Genomic DNA, 18,682 nt, shown 5'->3' with positions numbered 1-18,682 from the left:
CGGACCGTTTCAGGAAAAACTGTCGTAGCCGGCGCGGCCTTCCTCTAGCAGGCGCCGGATCACCGCGACGCCGCCGGCGACATCCTTGCTCTGCCTTGGCTGCGAAACGCCAAAACGCACGCCGTGGAAGACCTGCTCGGAGCGGCCGGCCTTGAACTCGTCCTCGTCGTCGATGAGCACGCCATGCTCGAGGCAGGCATTCTTGAAGGTGCCGGAAAGCCAGGGGTCGGGTAAGGTAAGCCAGACGAAAGGCACGCTGTCCTTGGCCCTGAATTCGAAACCGGAGAGCGTCTCGCGCACGATGGCGATGCGCGCGCCGATTTCGGCGATGCAGCGCTTGCGGATCTCGCCGGCCTGGCCGGACAGAACAAGCCTTGTGCCCACCTCGGCCAGCAGGAAGGGGAGGCCGCCGGTCATCATCTTGTGGGCGACGCGGATGCGATGGCGGTAGGCCGGCGGACAGGCGAGCCAGCCGCCGCGAACGCCCGCCGCGACCGATTTCGACAGGCCGCCGGCAACGATGGTTCTTTCGGGCGCATATTCCGCGAGCAGCGGCGTCGGATCGTCGGTCAGGTCGCCGTAAAGATCGTCCTCGATCAGCACGACATTGTACTCACGAGCGACGCGAGCGATCGCTTGCCGGCGATCCGCCGACAGCGTCACCAGCGTCGGGTTCTTGGCCGTCGGCATCAAAAACATCATCTTCGGGTGCTTTTGCGCGCAGACGCGCTCGAAATCATCGGGATCGATGCCGCCCTCGTCGGATGCCACCAGCACGGTCCTGCGGCCGATCAGGCCGGCGCTGCGCGAGATCTGCGAATAGGTGAGGTGCTCGAAGGCGACATAGTCGCCGGGCGTGGTCAGCGCGGCGATGGCGGCCATCACCGCCGCATGCGTGCCGAGCGTCGGCACGATGGCATCGGCGGCCGGTTTGAACGAGTTCCGCGACAGCCAGCGGGCGCCGGCCTCGTACCAGCGCGCCGGGAAATCCCGCGTGTAGCTCGAAATGTCGTACGGATGCTCCTGCGCTATGCGCGACAGCACTTCGGCGATGATGGCGCCCTGACCGATGTCGGGCGCGGCCGTGCTGTCGAAGCGCAGCTTGCCGCTCGGCGCGTCGATAAAGCGCGTGCCCTGCACATCGGGCGGCGGGAGATCGGACTTCGTTTCAGACTGCTGGGCGAGCACGTAGGTGCCGCGGCCGACCTCGCCGCTGACCAGCCCGCGCTCGCGCAGCAACTGGTAGGCCCGGCCGACGGTGCCGACGGTGGTGCCGATATCATAAGCGAGGTCGCGCTGCGGCGGTAGTTTTGCCCCGACGTCGATGACGCCGCGATCGATATCTGACTCAATGCTGTCAGCAAGACGCTGGTAGAGAGGGCCGGAGCCGGCGGTGAGATCGGGAAGCCAATTTGTCATGGTGACAATTTTGTATATTGCACCGGTCAATGAGTCAATCCATATCGAAGGTGCACAGAAATAGGTACAATTGCAACACTTGGCAGAATGACAATGGATACAATCGAGACAATTCGCTACGCGGGAACTGAATGGATCGGGCAGACGCAACGCCCGTCGGCACGGCCGACCCACGGCCGCCGTCTCATGCTCATGGTCCGCTCGCTCGCCATGTGGGTCGCCAGGCTGCTGGAGCGCCGGCGCAGCCGGCTGGCTTTGTTGGAAATGACCGACGAGCAGCTCAAGGACATCGGCGTTTCGCGCTGCGATGCCCATCGCGAAGGCCTGAGGCCGTTCTGGGATTGAGCTCTGCCGGGCTCGCACCTTCCGCGCAGGTCTAGCGGGCTTTTGATCCCGTGGCGCGCGCCACAGCGTGGTCGGCCAGGACGGCGACGATGCACAGCACCAGAAAAAGTCCAGTCACGGCCAGCGCCGAAACAGCGACGCTGGCCGCGCCGTTCTTGGCAACGTCGAGGAACGGGTAGGGCACTTCGCCGGCGAACGGCGCGCGCGCCAGCGCATAGATCAGGTAGGCGATCGGATAAACCATCCACCAGGAAATGTCGCTCAAGCGCGTCGTGCCGTCGGCGCCGGCGATAAGCCACCACAGCACGAACAGCACCGGCGTCACATAGTGCAGCAGGACGTCGCAAAGCAGGAACAGCCCCTGCGGCTGCCAAAGCTGCGCCAGGACCGTTGCGTAGACGATGAAGACCAGCGTGATGGCGATCGCCACGCCGGCTCGTATCCGTGGCCCGGCAAAGGCCGGCAGCCAGGCATAGCCGCTGGACGACAGCAGCGAGGTGTGGACGAGCACCGCGCCGATGTTGGTCAGGATGGTGAAGAAGCTGAACAGGAAGACGATGGAGCCGAGCAGGCTGCGGCCGGCTTCCATTGACGCCGGGATGGTGATGCAGAACTGCAGGACAAGCCCGGCCAGACCGATGGCCAGCCCGGCGTTCTGCAGGAAGCGGCCCATTGGCCTACGCGGCCGCGGCGCAAGAGGGATTGCCCGTCTGCCAGCGTGCGATGTCCGAGCCGATGCGGGCGCCGAGCGGGTCGGCCATCAGCGGACCGAACACGTCGACCCTGCTGGAATTGCCCTGCGCCTGCACTACCAGCAGCGGCTTGCCGCCATAGTGCTTGGCCGGGACCAGCAGGAAGCGCGGCGTGCCGCTGAACGAATTCAGCTCGTTGGCCATCTGATAGGGTTTGAAGGCCGGATCCTTGCTGGCGATCCAGCATTTATGGGCGGCGATCGCCACCTGTTCCATGGCAAGCAGCGACGCGCTCTTGCCCGACGGGACCGGCGCGCTCTTCGGGCTCGACTGGCAGGAGGCTAGTGCAAGACCGGCGGCGGCCAAGAGAGCAAGGCGAGCAATCGTCAGTCTCATGGTCAGGCCGCCCTGTCTCGCGTTCAGAAGGGATTCTTCAGGTGAAAAAAATCAGGCGGCGATGCCGAGGGCACCTTCGAACAACGCCCGGCCGTCGCTGCCGCCATGCGCCGCCTCGATCAGGTTCTCGGGATGAGGCATCAGGCCCAGAACATTGCCCTTGTCGTTGATGATGCCGGCAATGTCGTTGATCGAGCCGTTGGGATTGGTCCCTTCGGCATAGCGGAACACCACCTGTCCCTCACCCTCGAGACGGGCGAGCGTCTCGGCATCGGCGAAGTAATTGCCGTCATGATGTGCAACCGGTGAGCGGATAATCTGGCCCGGCTGGTAGCGGCGGGTGAACATGGTGTTGGCGTTGTCGATCTTGAGCTTCACCTGCCGGCAGACGAATTTCAGCGACGAATTGCGCATCAGCGCGCCCGGCAGCAGGCCGGCCTCGACCAGGATCTGGAAGCCGTTGCAGACGCCGATGACCATGACGCCCTTGGCCGCCTTTTCGGCCACCGCCCGCATGACCGGCATGCGCGCGGCAATGGCGCCGCAGCGCAGATAATCGCCGAACGAAAAGCCGCCCGGGATGGCGATCAGGTCGACATCGGGGATTTCGGTATCGGTCTGCCAGACGGTCGCCGGCGCTTTGCCGGAAATCTTGGTCAGCGCCGCGATCATGTCGCGGTCGCGGTTGAGGCCAGGCAGAAGGACGACGGCTGATTTCACCTCAGGCGATCTCCACAGCGTAATTCTCAATCACCGTATTCGCCAGAAGCTTGTCGCACATGGCCTTGAGATCGGCCTCGGCCTTGGCCGCGTCGGTCTCCGTAAGCTCGACGTCGAAGACCTTGCCCTGGCGCACCTGGCCGACGCCGTCAAAACCCAGCCCGGACAGCGCATGTTCGATCGCCTTGCCTTGCGGGTCGAGCACGCCGTTCTTGAGGGTGACGGTGATACGGGCTTTCATCGATGCTCCTGAGAAATCAATACGGTCTGCGCCGGGCTCGCCGTCACCGGCAAGCCCGGTTTGGTAATTAGTGCTTCATGCCCTTGGGCGGCTCGCTGGACGCGACCAGCACCGGCCCGGTCGGGCGCGGCGGCTCGTTCTCGTTCATGATGCCGAGGCGGCGGGCGACTTCCTGATAGGCTTCGACCAGCCCGCCCATGTCGCGGCGGAAACGGTCCTTGTCGAGCTTGTCCTGTGTCGCCACGTCCCACAGCCGGCAGGAATCGGGCGAGATCTCGTCGGCGACGACGATGCGCATCATGTCGCCCTCGAACAGGCGGCCGCATTCGATCTTGAAGTCGACGAGCTGGATGCCGACGCCCATGAATAGGCCGGAAAGGAAATCGTTGACGCGGATGGCCAGCGCCATGACGTCGTCGATCTCCTGCGGGCTTGCCCAGCCGAAGGCGGTGATGTGCTCTTCCGATACCATCGGATCGTCGAGCGCGTCGGCCTTGTAGTAGAATTCGATGATCGAGCGCGGCAGCACAGTGCCTTCCTCGATGCCGAGGCGCTTGGATAGCGAACCGGCGGCGACATTGCGCACCACCACTTCGAGCGGGATGATCTCGACTTCCTTGATCAGCTGCTCGCGCATGTTGAGCCGGCGGATGAAGTGGGTCGGAATGCCCATCCGATTCAAATGGTTGAAGATATACTCGGAAATGCGGTTGTTGAGCACACCCTTGCCGTCGATGACCTCGTGTTTCTTCTTGTTGAATGCGGTGGCGTCATCCTTGAAGAACTGGATCAGCGTGCCCGGTTCGGGTCCCTCATAGAGGATCTTGGCCTTGCCTTCATAAATGCGGCGGCGATTTTTCATCTGATTTTTTCTCTGGATTTCCGGGCAGGCGGCAAGCAACCAGTTCCTCTCCGTCTGCCTAAATTAGTGTACAGACGGCGGTGTTCAATGCCGGTGTCTATCCCAATCGCACTGTTTGCTCAATCGGCAAATCCTTTCAATCAACCGGTTTCGGGACCGAAATGCCGCAGCGCAGCAAATGATGTAGCATATTGACCGGCCCGCGGCCTTTTGGTTTGTGCTTCGGCAACACACATATTCACCGCCAACGAATCGGATTTGACCCGGAGGGACGCCATGAGCAGCATGAAAGACCGCGAAGAGGGCTTCGAGCGCAAATTCGCCTTCGATGAGGAACTCCGCTTCAAGGCTTCAGCCCGCCGCAACAAGGCGCTTGGCCTGTGGGCGGCCGAGAAGCTCGGCAAGTCGGGCGCCGATGCCGAAACCTATGCCAAGGAGGTGGTCGTGGCCGACATCGAGGAAGCCGGCGATCACGACGTTTTCCGCAAGATCCGCGCGGATTTCGATGCGGCCGGCGTTGCCCAGTCCGATCATCAGATCCGCCGCACCATGGATGAGTTGATGGCGCAGGCGATCGAGCAGATCAAGAACACCTAAAGCATGATGCCGAAAAGTGGAGGCCGGTTTTCGGAAAGGATCATGCTCCGATAGAGCCTTTATCTGGACCAATCGACCGCCCGGCCCAGCCGGGCGGTTTTTCTTTGCCTTTGCCGCCGTTTCCGGCTGAAACTGCTGACGTTAACAAGGAAAGAGCCGATGTTCCTGAAGTCACGCCTGGCGGCGGATGAAACGCTGTTCACCGCATGGTCCGGAGTTCCGGACGCGCTCACGGTGGAAATCGTCGCCAAGCAGGGTTTTGACGCCGTCACGCTCGACATGCAGCATGGCGGCCATCACGAGGACAGCGTGCTGCGCGGTCTCGTTCCGGTGCTCGCCGCCAACAAGCCGGCGCTGGTGCGCATTCCGGTCGGCCGCTTCGACATGGCGAGCCGGGCGCTCGACTTCGGCGCCGAGGCGGTGATCGCGCCGATGGTGAATTCGGTGGCCGACGCCAGGCTTTTCGCCGCCGCCATGAAGTATCCGCCAATGGGCGAGCGCTCCTGGGGGCCGACCTACGCGTTCCCGCGCCACGGCAAGGGCGACCATGCCGAATGGCTGCGCGACTCCAACCAGCGCACGATGGCGTTTGCGATGGTCGAAACGCGCGCCGCCTTCGAGGCGCTCGACGGCATCCTCGACACGCCAGGCATCGACGGCATCTTCGTCGGCCCGTCGGACTTCTCGATCGCCTGGTCGAACGGCGCCACCGTCAATTCGACGCTGGAAAGCATGATGGAGACGGTCGCTTCGATCGCCGAGCGCACGCGCAAGGCCGGCAAGCATGCTGCGATCTACGTCATCGAGCCGGCTGTCGCAGGCCGCGTGGTGGCGATGGGCTACCGGTTGTTGGCCATGGGCTCGGACCATGCGCTGATCGCGCTCGGCGCCAAGACCTTGCTGAAGAGCATGCGGGATTCGATCGGCAACTGACGGCGCTGGCGCGCTGTCTCCAGGGTCTTAAGTCCCTTTGAGATCGGTCAGGAACTTGGCGAACGTCATCGAGCCCTCCGGCCATGGGCCGAAGCCGGAATCCGCATTGAGATGGCCGGCATCGCCGGCGTCGATGAACAATGAGCCCCAGGCCCCGGCAATGTCCTCGGCGACGTCGAAGGCGCAGAACGGGTCGTTGCGGCTGGCGATCACCACCGAGGGAAAGCTGAGCGGCTCGCGCGGGTAGGGCCCGAAGGTCATCAGGTGCCTCGGCCTGATCTCCGGATTGGCGACGTCGGGCGGCGCCACGAAGAAGGCGCCGGCGACAGGGCGCCGGAATTGCGGCATCGCCTGCACTGCTGTCGCGACGCCCAGCGAATGCGCGACGATGACGACCGGCCGCTCGGCCTCGTTGACCGCTTTGGCGACATTCGCCGTCCAGTCCTCGCGCACCGGCTTCGACCATTCCGCCTGCTCGACCCGACGCGCCGTCGACAGTTTCGACTGCCAGCGGGTCTGCCAATGCTCGGGACCGGAATTGGTGTAGCCCGGCACGATGAGAATATCTGCGTCCCTGACCTTCATGGCGCGCATGTAGCGAGCGCCGATGCCGGGTGCAACCATCTCGAATGACGTTGGCGATCACAATAGTGAACGCCTTGTTCGCTTCTTGGCATCTTGTGTGAACGATCGCGATCGACGATCTGACACGGGACAACAAACAGCCGTGAAGGACCGGGATTTTGGCACTGACACGACGTACAATCATCGGTGGCGCCGGGCTTCTGGCTTTGGGAGCTTCAACGAGCGCCGCCCGAACGGAGACAATGATGAGCGAACTGCCTTTTGCCGCCAGCACTCCGGTGAGCGTTTCCCGCGTCGGGTTGAAGGCGCGCGACGCCGAAAGCCTGGCTGCCTACTATCGCCAGGTCGTCGGCCTGCAGGAATTGAGCCGCGCCGACGGCGCGATCACGCTCGGTGCCGCCAATCGCCCATTGCTCGTCATCGAGCCGGATGCGGCGGCGAAGCCCGACGATCCGCGCAGCGCTGGCCTGTTCCACACTGCCTTTCTGCTGCCCAGCCGGGCAGACCTTGGCCGCTGGATCAACCACGCCATCGCCAACAAGATCGGCATCGAGGGCGCATCGGACCATCTGGTCAGTGAGGCGCTTTACCTGACCGACCCCGAGGGCAACGGCATCGAGATCTATGCCGACCGCCAGCCGCAGGACTGGAAGTGGAACGGCGACAAGATCGCCATGGCGACCGAGCGGCTGAACATTCCGTCCGTTGTCGCCGACGTTCCGGCCGGCGACGCGGGATGGCAGGGTGCACCGGAAAACAGCATTGTCGGCCATGTGCATCTGCGCGTCGGCCGGCCGGAAGAGGCCGAGGCCTGGTGGAACCAGGAATTCGGCTTCGACACTGTGGCGAAGTATGGCGGCCAGGCGGTATTCCTGTCGTCAGGCGGCTATCACCACCACATCGGCGCCAATGCCTGGCAGAGTTCCGGCGCCGGCCGCCGCGATCCCGCCCGCTCGGGCCTGGCCTGGGTCGAGATGCGCTCGGACAATATTGCCAGTGAAACGACCCGCGAGGATCCGTGGGGCACGGTGATCAGGACCGTTCCCGGCAAGGCGTGAGCATCGCCTGATCGACGCTCGGACAAAAAGGCCCGCCGACAACGTCAGGCGGGCTTTTTGCGAATGCCTGCTCGAATGCTCAGGCCTCTCCAAACACCCGTTTGAAGATCGTGTCGACATGCTTGGTGTGGTAGCCGAGGTCGAACTTTTCGCGGATCTCGGCTTCGGGCAAGGCAGCCGTGACCTCCTTGTCGGCCAAAAGTTCCTCAAGGAAATCAGCGCCTTGTTCCCACACCTTCATGGCGTTGCGCTGCACCAGCCGGTAGGCGTCCTCGCGGCTGACGCCGGCCTGGGTCAGCGCCAGGAGCACGCGCTGCGAATGCACCAGGCCGCGGAACTTGTTCATGTTCTTCAGCATGTTGTCGGGATAGACCAACAGCTTGTCGACGACGCTGGTCAGCCGCGACAGCGCGAAATCGAGCGTCACCGTGGCGTCCGGCCCGATCATGCGCTCGACCGAGGAATGCGAAATGTCGCGCTCGTGCCAGAGCGCCACATTCTCCATCGCCGGCAGCGCGAAGGCGCGCACCATGCGGGCCAGGCCGGTGAGGTTTTCGGTCAGCACCGGGTTGCGCTTGTGCGGCATCGCCGACGAGCCTTTTTGTCCCGGCGAGAAATACTCCTCCGCCTCCAGCACCTCGGTGCGCTGCAGATGGCGGATTTCGATCGCCAGCCGCTCGATCGACGAGGCGATGACGCCGAGCGTGGCAAAGAACATGGCGTGGCGATCGCGCGGGATCACCTGCGTCGACACCGGCTCCGGCTTCAGGCCGAGCTTCTTCGCCACATGCTCTTCGACATAGGGGTCGATGTTGGCGAAGGTGCCGACCGCGCCTGAGATGGCGCAGGTGGCGATGTCTTCGCGCGCGTGCACCAGCCGCTCGCGGCAGCGCGAGAATTCGGCATAGGCTTGCGCCAGCTTGACGCCGAAGGTTGTCGGCTCGGCATGGATGCCGTGGCTGCGGCCGATGGTGACGGTGTCCTTGTGTTCGAAGGCGCGGCGCTTGAGCGCGGCGAGCAGCCCGTCGATGTCGGCGAGCAGGATGTCGCTGGCGCGGGTCAGCTGCACGGCAAAGCAGGTGTCGAGCACATCCGACGAGGTCATGCCCTGGTGGATGAAGCGCGCGTCCGGTCCGACGAATTCGCCGAGATGGGTCAGGAAGGCGATGACGTCATGCTTGGTGACGCGTTCGATCTCGTCGATCGCCTCGACGTCGAATTTCGCGGCACCGCCCTTTTCCCAGATGGTTTTCGCGGCTTCCTTGGGAATGACGCCGAGTTCGGCCAATGCGTCGCAAGCATAGGCCTCGATCTCGAACCAGATGCGGAAGCGGGTTTCGGGCGACCAGATGGCGACCATTTCCGGCCGGGAATAGCGAGGGATCATCGGTCAGTCCTGACATACGAGGGATTCGCCCGCGTCCTAACAGAGGCTGGCCAAATGCTCAACGCCGCTGGCGCGCAAACCAGACGCTGGCGACAGCGAGTGCCGCGAAACCGAGCGGAAAATAGAGCCGGATGCCGAGAACGACGAACTGGTACAGCGCGGTCAATCCCGTGAACACCAGCTCGAATGCCCAGGTGATGGTGAAGGCGGGCGCATGCCATTCGGCATAGTAAGAACGGTACTGGAGAGCGAACAGTCCGCCGGTGAAAGCGAGCGTCGCGGCGAGCAGACAGACGAAGGCCGCGGCAAGCGCAACCTCCCAGTGCCGGCCTCGCGAAACCAGCCGCGCCAGAAACAGGCCGACCGGGAATGCCAGCACGCCACCAGCGGCATAGAGCAGCGACACAAAGCGGATCTTGGCCGGCGTTTCCCAATCGTCCAGCAGGAGATTGATCAACGCGCTGGCGCCCATCGTCGCGCCCCACAACACGGCGCCGAGAAATGCAGTGCGCAGCGATGGCAAGGCGCTCCGCAGACGGCCTCGGGTGCGAGTGCGCATGGTGGGTTGAGGAAGCGGTGTCACAGGCGGCCGGTCACCGCGATCCAGCGAAAATCCGGCCCTTCGAAGCCGTATTGTCGGACAGCGATCAGAACGGCGTAGGCGCTGAGACTGTCGAGCGAGAATGTCTGCACCGCACCGATCTGGTAGCCGTTCGGGCAGCCTCGGCTTTGGGGAATCGATTTGTCCTCATGCAACAGATGCGTTTGGCCGCCATCCTTCGCCTCGATTCGCAGCAGGCGAAAGCCATTGATCTCGCCCAGGCTCTGGCAGCGTTCGGTGTCGTTCATGGCGATCTCGTCGAGCCGGAATTCGAGCGGGGGGTCGACCGGCGAGAAGATCGGCCGTGGATTGACCACCATGCGGAACGGATCGGCCGAGAGTTCGGTCACCGGGTTGAAGCCGGCGGTGATGCCGCGATTGGCGTTGAGCTCCGCATGGCTGACGATCGCTTCGCCTTTCTGCCGGGCCTGCAGGCGCGCCGCCTCGAGCGTGGCGTTCTCGTCGTCGAGCCGGACCTTGATCGGCGTGCCCTTCAGGAATGTGTCGTCATTGACGTCGATGTAGTAGCGATTGGCATAGGGGAATCCCGATCCGTCCTGGACGCCATATTCCTCGAAGGCGAAAACGCCGCCATCCTTGGTGAAGCCGAGGATCTCAAGCTCGGCGACATCGCCGGCACTGGCGGGGATGGTGACCGCGAGCTGCGCGAACAGCCAGGCGCCGATCAGAACAGGAATTCGCATTGGCTTTCGCTCCAGCTGAAAGGATAGGACACCCCTATCACATCATGGTGAACAGGACGTGCCGGGGCGATGGCGACGCATCCAATCGGGCGGCCGATTGTTGTTGTCGGCAGCCTAATGGAGAAGCATCATGACCGACGCCAGCAAAATTCGCGAGCATATGGAAGTGGTCGGCGCCGATGGCGTCCATGTCGGCACCGTCGACAAGGTCGAGGGAAAGCGGATCAAGCTGACAAAAGCCGACAGCGGCGAGGGCACCCACAAGGGACATCATCACTATATTCCCTTGAGCCTTGTCGCCGAAGTCGACGGCAAGAAAGTGTGGCTGTCGGCCAATTCGGATGTCGCGGTGACCTTCGAGGAAGAAAAATCCGATCCCGTGTGAACGTACCGGCGCGACTTTTCCTGAAATTGCTTTAGCGCGACGACCAGACCGGAAACAGATCGCCGTCGGCCGGGGTGGCCGCATGCACACCGCGGCTGATGGCGCGCGCCATGGTGGCGCCGGCCGCCGCATAGAGGTCGATGGCGTCGTTGGCTGAAAGCTGAATGCCGCTCTTGCCGGTCGCCAGAGCGAACACCAGATCGCCATCGGCCGGCGTGTGCGTCGGCCAGATGGCGCGCACGAAGCCGTCATGCGCCGATATCGCCAGACGCTTGGCGGCGGCCTTGGTGAGGACGGCGTCCGTGGCGATCACGGCGATGGTGGTGTTGCCGCCGGTCTCCGCCTGCCTGTCGCTATCCTTGCCGGTGAACTTCCGGTCGCGGAACTTCAACAGGATCCGTCTTGCGTCTTCCGGCATCGGCGATGGATAGCCAAGCCCGCCGAACTCGTCGCCGATCTCGAAAGGCGCCGCCCAGAAGTGGCGGGTTCGCCCGACGGTCACCGAGCCGGTCGGGTTGACGGCGGCGAGCGCGCCGATGGTGACGCCGCTTTCCAGCAGTAGTGAAGCCGAACCGAGTCCGCCCTTGAGTCCCGATGTCAGTGCGCCGGTGCCGGCGCCAGCGGTGCCGAGGGCGAAGTCGGCCGCAGCGGCCTGGGCGGCCTCGTAGCCGAGCTCGCGGTAGGGCGGATAGCGGCCCCAGTCCTTGTCGCCGCCATTGCGCAGGTCGAACAGGATCGCCGCCGGCACGATCGGCACGCGAAAGCCGCCGACCTCGACGCCGATGTTCCTCTCGCGCAAGGCCGCCTGCACGCCGGATGCGGCATCGAGGCCGAAGGCCGAGCCGCCCGAGAGCACAACGGCATGGATCGCCTCGATGGAATTTTGCGGTTCGAGCAGGTCCGTCTCGCGCGTGCCGGGTGCGCCGCCCAGCACCTGCACGCCGGCCACCGCCGGTTCGTCGCAAAGCAGGGCGGTCACGCCCGACTTCAGCCTGGCGTCGGCGGCATTGCCGACGCGCAGGCCGGCGACATCGGTGATCAGGTTGCGCGGGCCGGTGCGAAACATCACTGCGTCTCGAAAGGCACGAAACGCGTTCCGTCGAAACGGAAGGCGCGGTAGGGGATTTTGCTGAGATCGCCCTTTTCGTCGAAACGGACCGGCCCGATCGCAGTGGTGAAGTCATGCGCGGTGAACAGCTCCGCCAGCGGTTTGCCGGAGGTCTCTGCAGCCGCCACGGCCGCCCTGGCGATCTCGACCGCCGCATAGGCGGGCAGCGCGTAACCTTCTGGAATGATACTCTTTGCAGCGAATGCCTCGAGCACCTTGGGGTCGGCGACATCGGCCCATTCGGGCGGTGCGATCATCAGCGTACCCGCTGCATAGGGCACGTCGCCCGGCGGCGTGCGCATATTCTCGCCGCCGGCAAAGGTCATGCCGGCATCGAGCTGGCCGGCATCGCGGCCCATTATGGCGATGTCGTCGCCGTCGCCGCCGGCGAAGACATGCGTCGCGCCTGATTTCTTCAGCCGGCCGATCAGCCCGATCTGGTTGTCGAGCTGCGGCCGGAACGTGTCGACGAACACCGGTTTCAGCCTCGCCTGCTCGGCTGCTGCCCTTAGCGTCTCGGCGATCTCGCGGCCGTAGATGGTGCCGTCGTCGACGATGGCGAAAAGCTCCTTCTGCCAGACCCGGGTGAGAATAGTGGCCACGGCATTGCGCTCGTCGTCGCCGCGCGGGCCGAGCCGATAGACCGGCCAGCCGGTCTTGGCGCGCCGGTCGGTCAGGCTTTCGGTGCGCACGCCGACGGTGATGACCGGGATGCCGGCGTCCTTGAGGATCGGCAGCGCCGCCTCGATCGCGTCGGTGCAGAGAAAACCGACCACGACGCTGACTTTCGCCGCGGCGAAGTCGCGTGCGGCGGCAGCGCCGCCGTCCGCCGTGCATGCATCGTCGACTGTCTTGATCTCAGCGCCGTTCGCCTCGGCCGCCAGGCTGGCTCCGGCCTCGACCTGCTTGCCGAGGATCGCCGACGGGCCGGACAGAGGTGCCGCGACGCCGACAAGCAGCGTCTGGGCGCTGACGCCTGCAGGGAGCAGCCAAAGCAATGCCGCTATCGTCGCTGTCCGGGGTCGCATTCTGACGAAGAATTCCTCCGTGCCGGATGCATGCTCCCGGCGCCTCTTCCCGCCAAGACCTAAAGGCTGCTCGTCCCGGGTGCAACACGCGAATTTCGGGATGTGGGTCAAGCACTTCGCTTGTGGCATGCCGTATGCCCCCATATATAACGATCGGGTTTCGACTTGTGGAAAATCATCAGTGCTGAAGAAGAATGACATCGGGCCGCAGGCCTATCGCGACGCGATGGCGCATTTTGCCGGCCACGTCCATGTGGTGACCACCGACGGTCCCGCCGGCAGGCGTGGTGCGACGGTCATCGCTGCCTGTTCGGTGTCGGACACACCGCCAACGGTCCTTGTCTGCCTCAACCGCGAAAATCCCAAGAACGAGCCTTTCGTGAAAAACGGCAGATTCGCGTTGAATACGCTGGCTTCGCACCAGGAACCGCTGTCGATCGGGTTTTCCGGCATGACCGGCCTGCCGGTCGAGGAGCGTTTCGCGCTCGGCGAGTGGGATGTCATCTCGACCGGCGCGCCGACCTTGAAGGGTGCACTCGCCGTGTTCGACTGCGAGCTGTTCGACACCAAGGATCTGGCCACCCACCGTGTGCTTTTTGGCAAGGTGACAGGCCTGCGCATCGGCGATAATTTGCGGCCGCTGATCTATCACGACCGCGCCTACCGCGCGCTCTAGAGACTCTGAATGGGCAGCAGCCACGGAGACAGGATGACCGAGCTGAAACCGCGCCCGGCGCCGCGGACGATCGACGAGACGCTCGATCTCCTGACCGGTGCGGACTATGTGGCGGATCGGTCGCTGGCGACGGTTTTGTTTCTCTCTCTGCGCATGCAGCGGCCGCTGTTCCTCGAAGGCGAGGCCGGCGTCGGCAAGACCGAGATCGCCAAGGTGCTGGCGCAGGCGCTCGGCCGCCGGCTGATCCGCCTGCAATGCTATGAAGGCCTCGACGTTTCCTCCGCCGTCTATGAGTGGAACTATGCCGCGCAGATGATCGAGATCCGCATGGAGGAGGCGGCCGGCAAGGTCGTGCGCTCCGACATGGAACGCAATGTATTCTCCGAAAAATACCTGATCCGTCGCCCGGTGCTCGACGCGCTGACCGGCAAGGCGGGTGCGGCCCCGGTGTTCCTGATCGACGAACTCGACCGCACCGACGAGGCCTTCGAGGCGTTCCTGCTCGAGATCCTTTCCGATTTCCAGGTTACGGTGCCGGAACTTGGTACGATCAAGGCGGAAGAGCCGCCGATCGTCATCATCACAACCAACCGCACCCGCGAAATCCACGACGCGCTGAAGCGGCGCTGCCTCTACCACTGGGTCGACTACCCCAATGCCGAGCGCGAACTCGAGATCGTGCACAGGAAGGTGCCGCAGGCCAACAGCCGGCTGTCGGCCGAAGTGGTGTCGTTCATCCAGAAGCTGCGCCAGGTCGAGCTGTTCAAGGCGCCGGGCGTTGCCGAGACCATCGACTGGGCCGGCGCGCTGACCGAACTCGACAAGGTGGCGCTCGATCCCGAAACCGTGTCCGACACGATCGGCGTGCTGTTGAAATACCAGGATGACATTGCCCGCATCGGCGCGGGCGAGGGCCGGCGTATCCTCGACGAGGTCAAGGCCGAGCTCGCGGCGGCGGAGTAAGGCAATGAAGGCGCCGCGTCCCGATCCCGGAGAGGCGACAGTGGACGGGCGCATCGCCGACAACATCGTCTATTTCGCCCGCACCTTGCGCAAGGCCGGCATGCGCGTCGGACCGGCCTCGGTCAAGGATGCCATCGAGGCGGTGCTGGCCGCCGGCATCGGTTCGCGCGACGATTTCTACTGGACGCTGCATGCCGTGCTGGTCTCAAGGCATGAGGATCATCCGACCTTCGACGAAGCCTTCCGGTTGTTCTGGAAATCGCGCGAGCTGATCGAAAAGATGCTGGCGATGTTTTCCCCCGTTGCCCCGGACAACAAAGAGAAGCAAAAGCCGCGCGCGGCGGAAAACCGCGTCAGCCAGGCGATGTTCGAGGGCCATCAGAAGAACCAGCCGGTGCAGGAAATACCCGAGATCGAGGTCGACGCCCGTTTCACCTTCTCCGGCAACGAGGTGCTGCGCAGCAAGGACTTTGCCCAGATGGGCGCCGCCGAGATGGCCGATGCCAAGAAGGCGATCGCTCAGTTGCGGCTGCCCTTCGACATGGTCAGGACACGCCGCTTCAAGGCCGATGCGCATGGCCGCCGTGTCGATCCGCGCGCCATGATGCGCTCGGCCGCGCGCACCGGTGGCGAGCTGATCCTGCCGAAATTCCGCTCCGCCCGCGCGGTCCATCCGCCGCTGGTGGTGCTGGCCGATATTTCCGGATCGATGAGCCAGTACACGCGCATCTTCCTGCACTTCCTGCACGCGCTGACCGAAAAGCGCCGGCGCGTGCACGCCTTCGTCTTCGGTACGCGCCTGACCAATCTGACGCGGCAGATGCGCCATCGCGATCCCGATGCCGCGCTGGCCGACTGTTCGGCGGCGGTGAAGGACTGGTCGGGCGGCACCCGAATCGGCGACACGTTGGCCGAATTCAATCGGCTGTGGTCGCGCCGGGTGCTGGGGCAGGGCGCGGTGGTGCTTCTGATCACCGACGGGCTGGAGCGCGACGATGTAGCCGGCCTGTCGGAGGAGATGGAGCGCCTGCACAAATCCTGCCGGCGGCTGATCTGGCTGAACCCGCTGCTGCGCTTCGACGGCTTCGAGGCGCGCGCCCGCGGCGTCAAAGCGATGCTGCCGCATGTCGACGAGTTCCGCTCGGTGCACAATCTCGATGCGCTGGCCGATCTCTGCGCCTCGCTGGACAAGAAGTCGGCCGGCTCGGTCGATCCGCGCCGCTGGCTGGACGCTGGCGCGCGGCGGGCCGCATAGCCATATGTTTTGCATCCAAAAAACAGACCTTGAGAGAAGTGATCATGGAAAACAACATCTATCTCGATGAGGCCCGCGATCCCCTGATCATCGCGGAGGGTTGGATGAAGGACGGCAAGGATGTCGCCATAGCTACCGTGGTAGAAACCTGGGGTTCGGCGCCGCGTCCTGTCGGCAGCCATCTGGTCATCGACGCGGACGGCAATTTCCACGGCTCGGTCTCGGGCGGCTGCGTCGAGGGCGCGGTGGTGACCGAGGCGATTGACGTCATCGGCTCAGGCAAGGCGAAGTTGCTTGAGTTCGGCGTCGCCGACGAGACCGCCTGGCAGGTCGGCCTGTCCTGCGGCGGCCGCATCAAGGTCTATGTGGAACGCCTGGGCTGACCTCCCGATGGATCCGTACGCGCTCAAGACATTGAATGCCGAACGCCGCGCCCGCCGTGCGGCGATCCTGGTCACCGACCTCGGTGACGGCCGCGACCGCGTCGTGCGCGAGAGCGACCAGGTCGCCGGTGACCTCGGAGTGGCGATCGACAGGGCGTTTCGCACGGGCAACTCGGGTTCTGTCGAGGCGGAAGGCCGGACCTTCTTCCTCAACGCCCACCTGCCGCAGCCGCGCTTGGTGGTGATCGGCGCCGTGCATATCAGCCAGGCCCTGGCGCCGATGGCGAAGATCGCCGGCTATCCGGTCGAGATCATCGATCCGCGTACCGCCTTCGCCACGCCGGACCGCTTTCCCGACGTTGCGCTCTCTGCCGAATGGCCAGAGGATGTGCTGATGCGCCAGCCGCTGGACAGTTACACGGCGCTCGCCGCCGTCACACATGATCCGAAGATCGACGATTTTGCGCTGAAGGCAGCACTCGACGCCAACTGCTTCTATGTTGGCGCGCTTGGCAGCCGCAAGACGCACGCCAAGCGCATCGAGCGCTTGCTGGCACTGGGCGCGAGCGCCGACCAGATTGCTCGCATTCACGCGCCGATCGGCCTCGACATTGGTGCTGCCAGCCCGGCCGAGATCGCCGTCGCCATCCTCGCCCAGACCATTTACGCTTTTCGTTCGCGCGGCCTGGAAAGCAAAGGCGCGGTGGCGTGAAATTCGGTCCGGTCCCGATCGATCAAGCCGAAAATGCGGTGCTGGCGCACGCCACCGCGGCCGGCGAGCGGCGTTTTCGCAAGGCGCACAGGCTGAGCGCCGAGGATGTATCGGCGCTAAAGGCCGCCGGGATCACCGAGGTTGTTGCGGCCGTGCTGGCCGCCGATGATCTCGGCGAGGATGCTGCGGCCGAAAAGATCGCCGCCAGCATGAGCCATCGCAATATCGAGGCGAAGCCCGCCGCGACCGGCCGGGTCAACCTCCACGCCGAGACGGCCGGTGTCTTCACCGTCGATGCGGCGATGATCGATGCCATCAACGCCGTCGACCCGACCATCACCATCGCCACGCTGGCGCAGCACGCGCCGGTCGAGAAGGGCCAGATGGTGGCAACGGTGAAGATCATCCCCTTCGCCGTGGCAACCGCTCTGGTCGACAAGGTGGCAAGGATCTGCGCCGGGGACGAGATCTTCGCAGTCAACGCCTACCAGCCGGTGCGGGTCGGCGTCATCCAGACGGTGCTGCCCGGCATCAAGTCGAGCGTGCTCGACAAGACGCTCCGCGTCACCGAGGCGCGGCTGGCGCGCTCTGGCGGACGGCTGACGGCCGAGCGCCGCACGCCGCACGAAATCGCGCCGGTCGCGAAAGCGGCGTCCTCGCTGGCGCGCGACAACGATATGGTGGTGATCTTCGGCGCTTCGGCGATGAGCGACTTCGCCGATGTCGTTCCGGCAGCGATCGAACAGGCTGGCGGCACCGTCATCCGCGCGGGCATGCCCGTCGATCCCGGCAACCTGCTGGTGCTCGGCACGCTTGACGGCAAACGCGTCATCGGCGCACCGGGCTGCGCCCGCAGCCCCAAGGAAAACGGTTTTGATTGGGTGCTCGACCGGCTGATCGCCGGTCTCGACGTGACGGCCGGCGACATCGCCGGCATGGGTGTCGGCGGGCTGCTGATGGAGATCCCGACCCGGCCGCAGCCGCGCGAGCCGCTGCCGGCGAGAGCCGAGTTGAGGGTCGATATCGTGCTTCTGGCCGCCGGCCGCTCCAGCCGCATGGGCGGGCCGAACAAGCTCCTGGCGTTGTTCGACGGCAAGCCGCTGGTGCGCCGCGCCGCCGAGCGTGCGCTGGGCTCGAGGGCCACGAACACCATCGTCGTCACCGGCCACCAGCACGAGCGGGTCCGCTCGGCCCTCTCCGGCCTCGATGTCACGCTGGCCGACAATCCGGATTTCGCCGATGGCCTGTCGTCTTCGTTGAAGGCCGGCATCGCCCAGGTTGCGGGCGACGCTGCCGGCGCCATGATCGTTCTCGGCGATATGCCGGGCGTCTCGTCGGCCGATCTCGACAGGCTGATCGACGCCTTCCGCAAATCCGCTGGCCGCTCGGTGGTGCGCGCCGCCCACGATGGCAGGCGCGGCAATCCGGTGCTGCTGCCGCGGTCACTGTTTCCGGCCATAGCGCATCTCGAAGGCGACACCGGCGCCCGCCATCTGGTCGAGGCTGAAGGGCTTGATGTCGTCGATGTCGAGATTGGCGAAGGGGCGGCTGTCGACGTCGACACCCGCGAGGCGCTGGAAGGCGCCGGCGGCGTGCTGCAGGATTGACAAACTTGGGCCGAAAAACGCATGC

The 18,682-nt window shown here is 64.6% G+C and carries 23 protein-coding genes; 11 read left to right on the top strand and 12 right to left on the bottom strand.

Going from position 1 to position 18,682, the window contains the following annotated elements:
* Positions 1-9: 9 nt before the first annotated feature.
* On the bottom strand, positions 10-1,419 hold the full coding sequence (locus DH08_RS08850; RefSeq protein WP_192178947.1) for an aminotransferase-like domain-containing protein: 1,410 nt from the start codon (positions 1,417-1,419) through the stop codon (positions 10-12).
* A 93-nt stretch (positions 1,420-1,512) separates the two neighbouring features.
* Between DH08_RS08850 and DH08_RS08845 the strand changes: the two genes are divergently transcribed.
* The gene (locus DH08_RS08845; RefSeq protein WP_192178946.1) at positions 1,513-1,764 is read left to right on the top strand and encodes a DUF1127 domain-containing protein; all 252 of its coding nucleotides are present in this window, start codon (positions 1,513-1,515) and stop codon (positions 1,762-1,764) included.
* A 31-nt stretch (positions 1,765-1,795) separates the two neighbouring features.
* Here the strand turns inward: DH08_RS08845 and DH08_RS08840 are convergent, their stop codons facing one another.
* The 5 genes from DH08_RS08840 to purC all read right to left on the bottom strand — a co-directional run bounded on the left by DH08_RS08840 (position 1,796) and on the right by purC (position 4,675).
* Positions 1,796-2,437 carry a Pr6Pr family membrane protein gene (locus tag DH08_RS08840; protein WP_192178945.1) on the bottom strand — a complete coding sequence of 214 codons (642 nt, stop codon included), beginning with the start codon at positions 2,435-2,437 and terminating at the stop codon, positions 1,796-1,798.
* A gap of 4 nt (positions 2,438-2,441) precedes the next feature.
* On the bottom strand, positions 2,442-2,852 hold the full coding sequence (locus tag DH08_RS08835; RefSeq protein ID WP_120015438.1) for a hypothetical protein: 411 nt from the start codon (positions 2,850-2,852) through the stop codon (positions 2,442-2,444).
* A gap of 51 nt (positions 2,853-2,903) precedes the next feature.
* Positions 2,904-3,572: a phosphoribosylformylglycinamidine synthase subunit PurQ gene (purQ, locus tag DH08_RS08830; RefSeq protein ID WP_192178944.1), complete on the bottom strand. Its 669-nt coding sequence runs from the start codon at positions 3,570-3,572 to the stop codon at positions 2,904-2,906.
* A gap of 1 nt (position 3,573) precedes the next feature.
* A complete protein-coding gene (gene purS, locus DH08_RS08825) occupies positions 3,574-3,813 on the bottom strand; it encodes a phosphoribosylformylglycinamidine synthase subunit PurS (RefSeq protein WP_192178943.1) in 240 nt (79 codons plus the stop codon).
* A 67-nt stretch (positions 3,814-3,880) separates the two neighbouring features.
* Entirely contained in the window at positions 3,881-4,675 is a 795-nt protein-coding gene (gene purC / locus DH08_RS08820; RefSeq protein WP_006206035.1) for a phosphoribosylaminoimidazolesuccinocarboxamide synthase, read from the bottom strand.
* Positions 4,676-4,951: 276 nt separating this feature from the next.
* Here purC and DH08_RS08815 point away from each other — a divergent pair, with 276 nt between their 5' ends.
* Entirely contained in the window at positions 4,952-5,272 is a 321-nt protein-coding gene (locus DH08_RS08815) for a DUF1476 domain-containing protein (protein ID WP_006206037.1), read from the top strand.
* 159 nt (positions 5,273-5,431) lie between these two features.
* Complete coding sequence (locus tag DH08_RS08810) at positions 5,432-6,205, top strand: HpcH/HpaI aldolase family protein (RefSeq protein ID WP_192178942.1); 774 nt, start codon at positions 5,432-5,434, stop codon at positions 6,203-6,205.
* A gap of 27 nt (positions 6,206-6,232) precedes the next feature.
* Here the strand turns inward: DH08_RS08810 and DH08_RS08805 are convergent, their stop codons facing one another.
* A complete protein-coding gene (locus DH08_RS08805; protein WP_192179062.1) occupies positions 6,233-6,790 on the bottom strand; it encodes an RBBP9/YdeN family alpha/beta hydrolase in 558 nt (185 codons plus the stop codon).
* Between the two features lie 245 nt (positions 6,791-7,035).
* Between DH08_RS08805 and DH08_RS08800 the strand changes: the two genes are divergently transcribed.
* Positions 7,036-7,848, top strand: a complete 813-nt coding sequence (locus DH08_RS08800) for a VOC family protein (protein WP_192178941.1) — start codon at positions 7,036-7,038, stop codon at positions 7,846-7,848.
* A gap of 79 nt (positions 7,849-7,927) precedes the next feature.
* On the opposite strand, the gene purB is transcribed toward DH08_RS08800, so the two are convergent.
* From purB to DH08_RS08785, 3 genes are read right to left on the bottom strand one after another with little or no spacing between them, the layout of a single operon-like run.
* The gene (purB, locus tag DH08_RS08795; RefSeq protein WP_192178940.1) at positions 7,928-9,235 is read right to left on the bottom strand and encodes an adenylosuccinate lyase; all 1,308 of its coding nucleotides are present in this window, start codon (positions 9,233-9,235) and stop codon (positions 7,928-7,930) included.
* A gap of 58 nt (positions 9,236-9,293) precedes the next feature.
* Positions 9,294-9,758 (bottom strand): hypothetical protein, encoded by a 465-nt coding sequence (locus DH08_RS08790; RefSeq protein WP_246800742.1) that lies wholly within the window; start codon positions 9,756-9,758, stop codon positions 9,294-9,296.
* A gap of 56 nt (positions 9,759-9,814) precedes the next feature.
* Positions 9,815-10,540 carry a DUF2259 domain-containing protein gene (locus DH08_RS08785; RefSeq protein WP_192178938.1) on the bottom strand — a complete coding sequence of 242 codons (726 nt, stop codon included), beginning with the start codon at positions 10,538-10,540 and terminating at the stop codon, positions 9,815-9,817.
* 130 nt (positions 10,541-10,670) lie between these two features.
* On the opposite strand from DH08_RS08785, the gene DH08_RS08780 reads away from it, so the two are divergent.
* Complete coding sequence (locus DH08_RS08780; RefSeq protein ID WP_192178937.1) at positions 10,671-10,925, top strand: DUF2171 domain-containing protein; 255 nt, start codon at positions 10,671-10,673, stop codon at positions 10,923-10,925.
* Between the two features lie 31 nt (positions 10,926-10,956).
* Here DH08_RS08780 and DH08_RS08775 read toward each other — a convergent pair whose 3' ends face one another.
* Positions 10,957-11,991: a P1 family peptidase gene (locus DH08_RS08775; protein WP_192178936.1), complete on the bottom strand. Its 1,035-nt coding sequence runs from the start codon at positions 11,989-11,991 to the stop codon at positions 10,957-10,959.
* Positions 11,991-13,061: a branched-chain amino acid ABC transporter substrate-binding protein gene (locus tag DH08_RS08770; protein ID WP_192178935.1), complete on the bottom strand. Its 1,071-nt coding sequence runs from the start codon at positions 13,059-13,061 to the stop codon at positions 11,991-11,993. Before DH08_RS08770 ends, DH08_RS08775 begins: the two co-directional genes overlap by 1 nt.
* 181 nt (positions 13,062-13,242) lie before the next feature.
* Here DH08_RS08770 and DH08_RS08765 point away from each other — a divergent pair, with 181 nt between their 5' ends.
* The 6 genes from DH08_RS08765 to DH08_RS08740 are packed head-to-tail and all read left to right on the top strand — an operon-like array spanning position 13,243 to position 18,657.
* Positions 13,243-13,737, top strand: a complete 495-nt coding sequence (locus tag DH08_RS08765; RefSeq protein ID WP_192178934.1) for a flavin reductase — start codon at positions 13,243-13,245, stop codon at positions 13,735-13,737.
* Positions 13,738-13,770: 33 nt separating this feature from the next.
* Positions 13,771-14,700, top strand: coding sequence for an AAA family ATPase (locus DH08_RS08760; RefSeq protein WP_192178933.1), 930 nt, complete (start codon positions 13,771-13,773; stop codon positions 14,698-14,700).
* A 4-nt stretch (positions 14,701-14,704) separates the two neighbouring features.
* A complete protein-coding gene (locus tag DH08_RS08755; protein WP_192178932.1) occupies positions 14,705-15,955 on the top strand; it encodes a vWA domain-containing protein in 1,251 nt (416 codons plus the stop codon).
* 44 nt (positions 15,956-15,999) lie between these two features.
* The gene (locus DH08_RS08750; protein WP_192178931.1) at positions 16,000-16,338 is read left to right on the top strand and encodes an XdhC family protein; all 339 of its coding nucleotides are present in this window, start codon (positions 16,000-16,002) and stop codon (positions 16,336-16,338) included.
* Positions 16,339-16,345: 7 nt separating this feature from the next.
* Positions 16,346-17,050, top strand: a complete 705-nt coding sequence (locus DH08_RS08745) for an XdhC family protein (RefSeq protein WP_192178930.1) — start codon at positions 16,346-16,348, stop codon at positions 17,048-17,050.
* Positions 17,047-18,657, top strand: a complete 1,611-nt coding sequence (locus DH08_RS08740; RefSeq protein WP_192178929.1) for an NTP transferase domain-containing protein — start codon at positions 17,047-17,049, stop codon at positions 18,655-18,657. The genes DH08_RS08745 and DH08_RS08740 overlap by 4 nt, the downstream gene beginning before the upstream one ends.
* Positions 18,658-18,682 lie beyond the last annotated feature (25 nt).

The organism is Mesorhizobium amorphae, from assembly GCF_014843845.1.
Classification (GTDB): domain Bacteria; phylum Pseudomonadota; class Alphaproteobacteria; order Rhizobiales; family Rhizobiaceae; genus Mesorhizobium; species Mesorhizobium amorphae_A.
The sequence above is the reverse complement of the archived record's forward strand: the minus strand, read 5'-3'. Positions and strand labels throughout refer to the sequence as shown.

What these genes read in the sequence shown, in the direction of transcription:
- DH08_RS08755 (WP_192178932.1), top strand. Translation starts at nt 14,705, where the DNA reads ATGAAGGCGCCGCGTCCCGATCCCGGAGAGGCGACAGTGGACGGGCGC.
- purC (WP_006206035.1), bottom strand. Translation starts at nt 4,675, where the DNA reads ATGAAAAATCGCCGCCGCATTTATGAAGGCAAGGCCAAGATCCTCTAT.
- DH08_RS08840 (WP_192178945.1), bottom strand. Translation starts at nt 2,437, where the DNA reads ATGGGCCGCTTCCTGCAGAACGCCGGGCTGGCCATCGGTCTGGCCGGG.
- DH08_RS08770 (WP_192178935.1), bottom strand. Translation starts at nt 13,061, where the DNA reads ATGCGACCCCGGACAGCGACGATAGCGGCATTGCTTTGGCTGCTCCCT.
- DH08_RS08845 (WP_192178946.1), top strand. Translation starts at nt 1,513, where the DNA reads ATGGATACAATCGAGACAATTCGCTACGCGGGAACTGAATGGATCGGG.
- DH08_RS08760 (WP_192178933.1), top strand. Translation starts at nt 13,771, where the DNA reads ATGACCGAGCTGAAACCGCGCCCGGCGCCGCGGACGATCGACGAGACG.
- DH08_RS08850 (WP_192178947.1), bottom strand. Translation starts at nt 1,419, where the DNA reads ATGACAAATTGGCTTCCCGATCTCACCGCCGGCTCCGGCCCTCTCTAC.
- purS (WP_192178943.1), bottom strand. Translation starts at nt 3,813, where the DNA reads ATGAAAGCCCGTATCACCGTCACCCTCAAGAACGGCGTGCTCGACCCG.
- DH08_RS08750 (WP_192178931.1), top strand. Translation starts at nt 16,000, where the DNA reads ATGGAAAACAACATCTATCTCGATGAGGCCCGCGATCCCCTGATCATC.
- purB (WP_192178940.1), bottom strand. Translation starts at nt 9,235, where the DNA reads ATGATCCCTCGCTATTCCCGGCCGGAAATGGTCGCCATCTGGTCGCCC.
- DH08_RS08785 (WP_192178938.1), bottom strand. Translation starts at nt 10,540, where the DNA reads ATGCGAATTCCTGTTCTGATCGGCGCCTGGCTGTTCGCGCAGCTCGCG.
- DH08_RS08745 (WP_192178930.1), top strand. Translation starts at nt 16,346, where the DNA reads ATGGATCCGTACGCGCTCAAGACATTGAATGCCGAACGCCGCGCCCGC.
- DH08_RS08800 (WP_192178941.1), top strand. Translation starts at nt 7,036, where the DNA reads ATGAGCGAACTGCCTTTTGCCGCCAGCACTCCGGTGAGCGTTTCCCGC.
- DH08_RS08775 (WP_192178936.1), bottom strand. Translation starts at nt 11,991, where the DNA reads ATGTTTCGCACCGGCCCGCGCAACCTGATCACCGATGTCGCCGGCCTG.
- DH08_RS08810 (WP_192178942.1), top strand. Translation starts at nt 5,432, where the DNA reads ATGTTCCTGAAGTCACGCCTGGCGGCGGATGAAACGCTGTTCACCGCA.
- DH08_RS08835 (WP_120015438.1), bottom strand. Translation starts at nt 2,852, where the DNA reads ATGAGACTGACGATTGCTCGCCTTGCTCTCTTGGCCGCCGCCGGTCTT.
- DH08_RS08805 (WP_192179062.1), bottom strand. Translation starts at nt 6,790, where the DNA reads ATGAAGGTCAGGGACGCAGATATTCTCATCGTGCCGGGCTACACCAAT.
- DH08_RS08780 (WP_192178937.1), top strand. Translation starts at nt 10,671, where the DNA reads ATGACCGACGCCAGCAAAATTCGCGAGCATATGGAAGTGGTCGGCGCC.
- DH08_RS08815 (WP_006206037.1), top strand. Translation starts at nt 4,952, where the DNA reads ATGAGCAGCATGAAAGACCGCGAAGAGGGCTTCGAGCGCAAATTCGCC.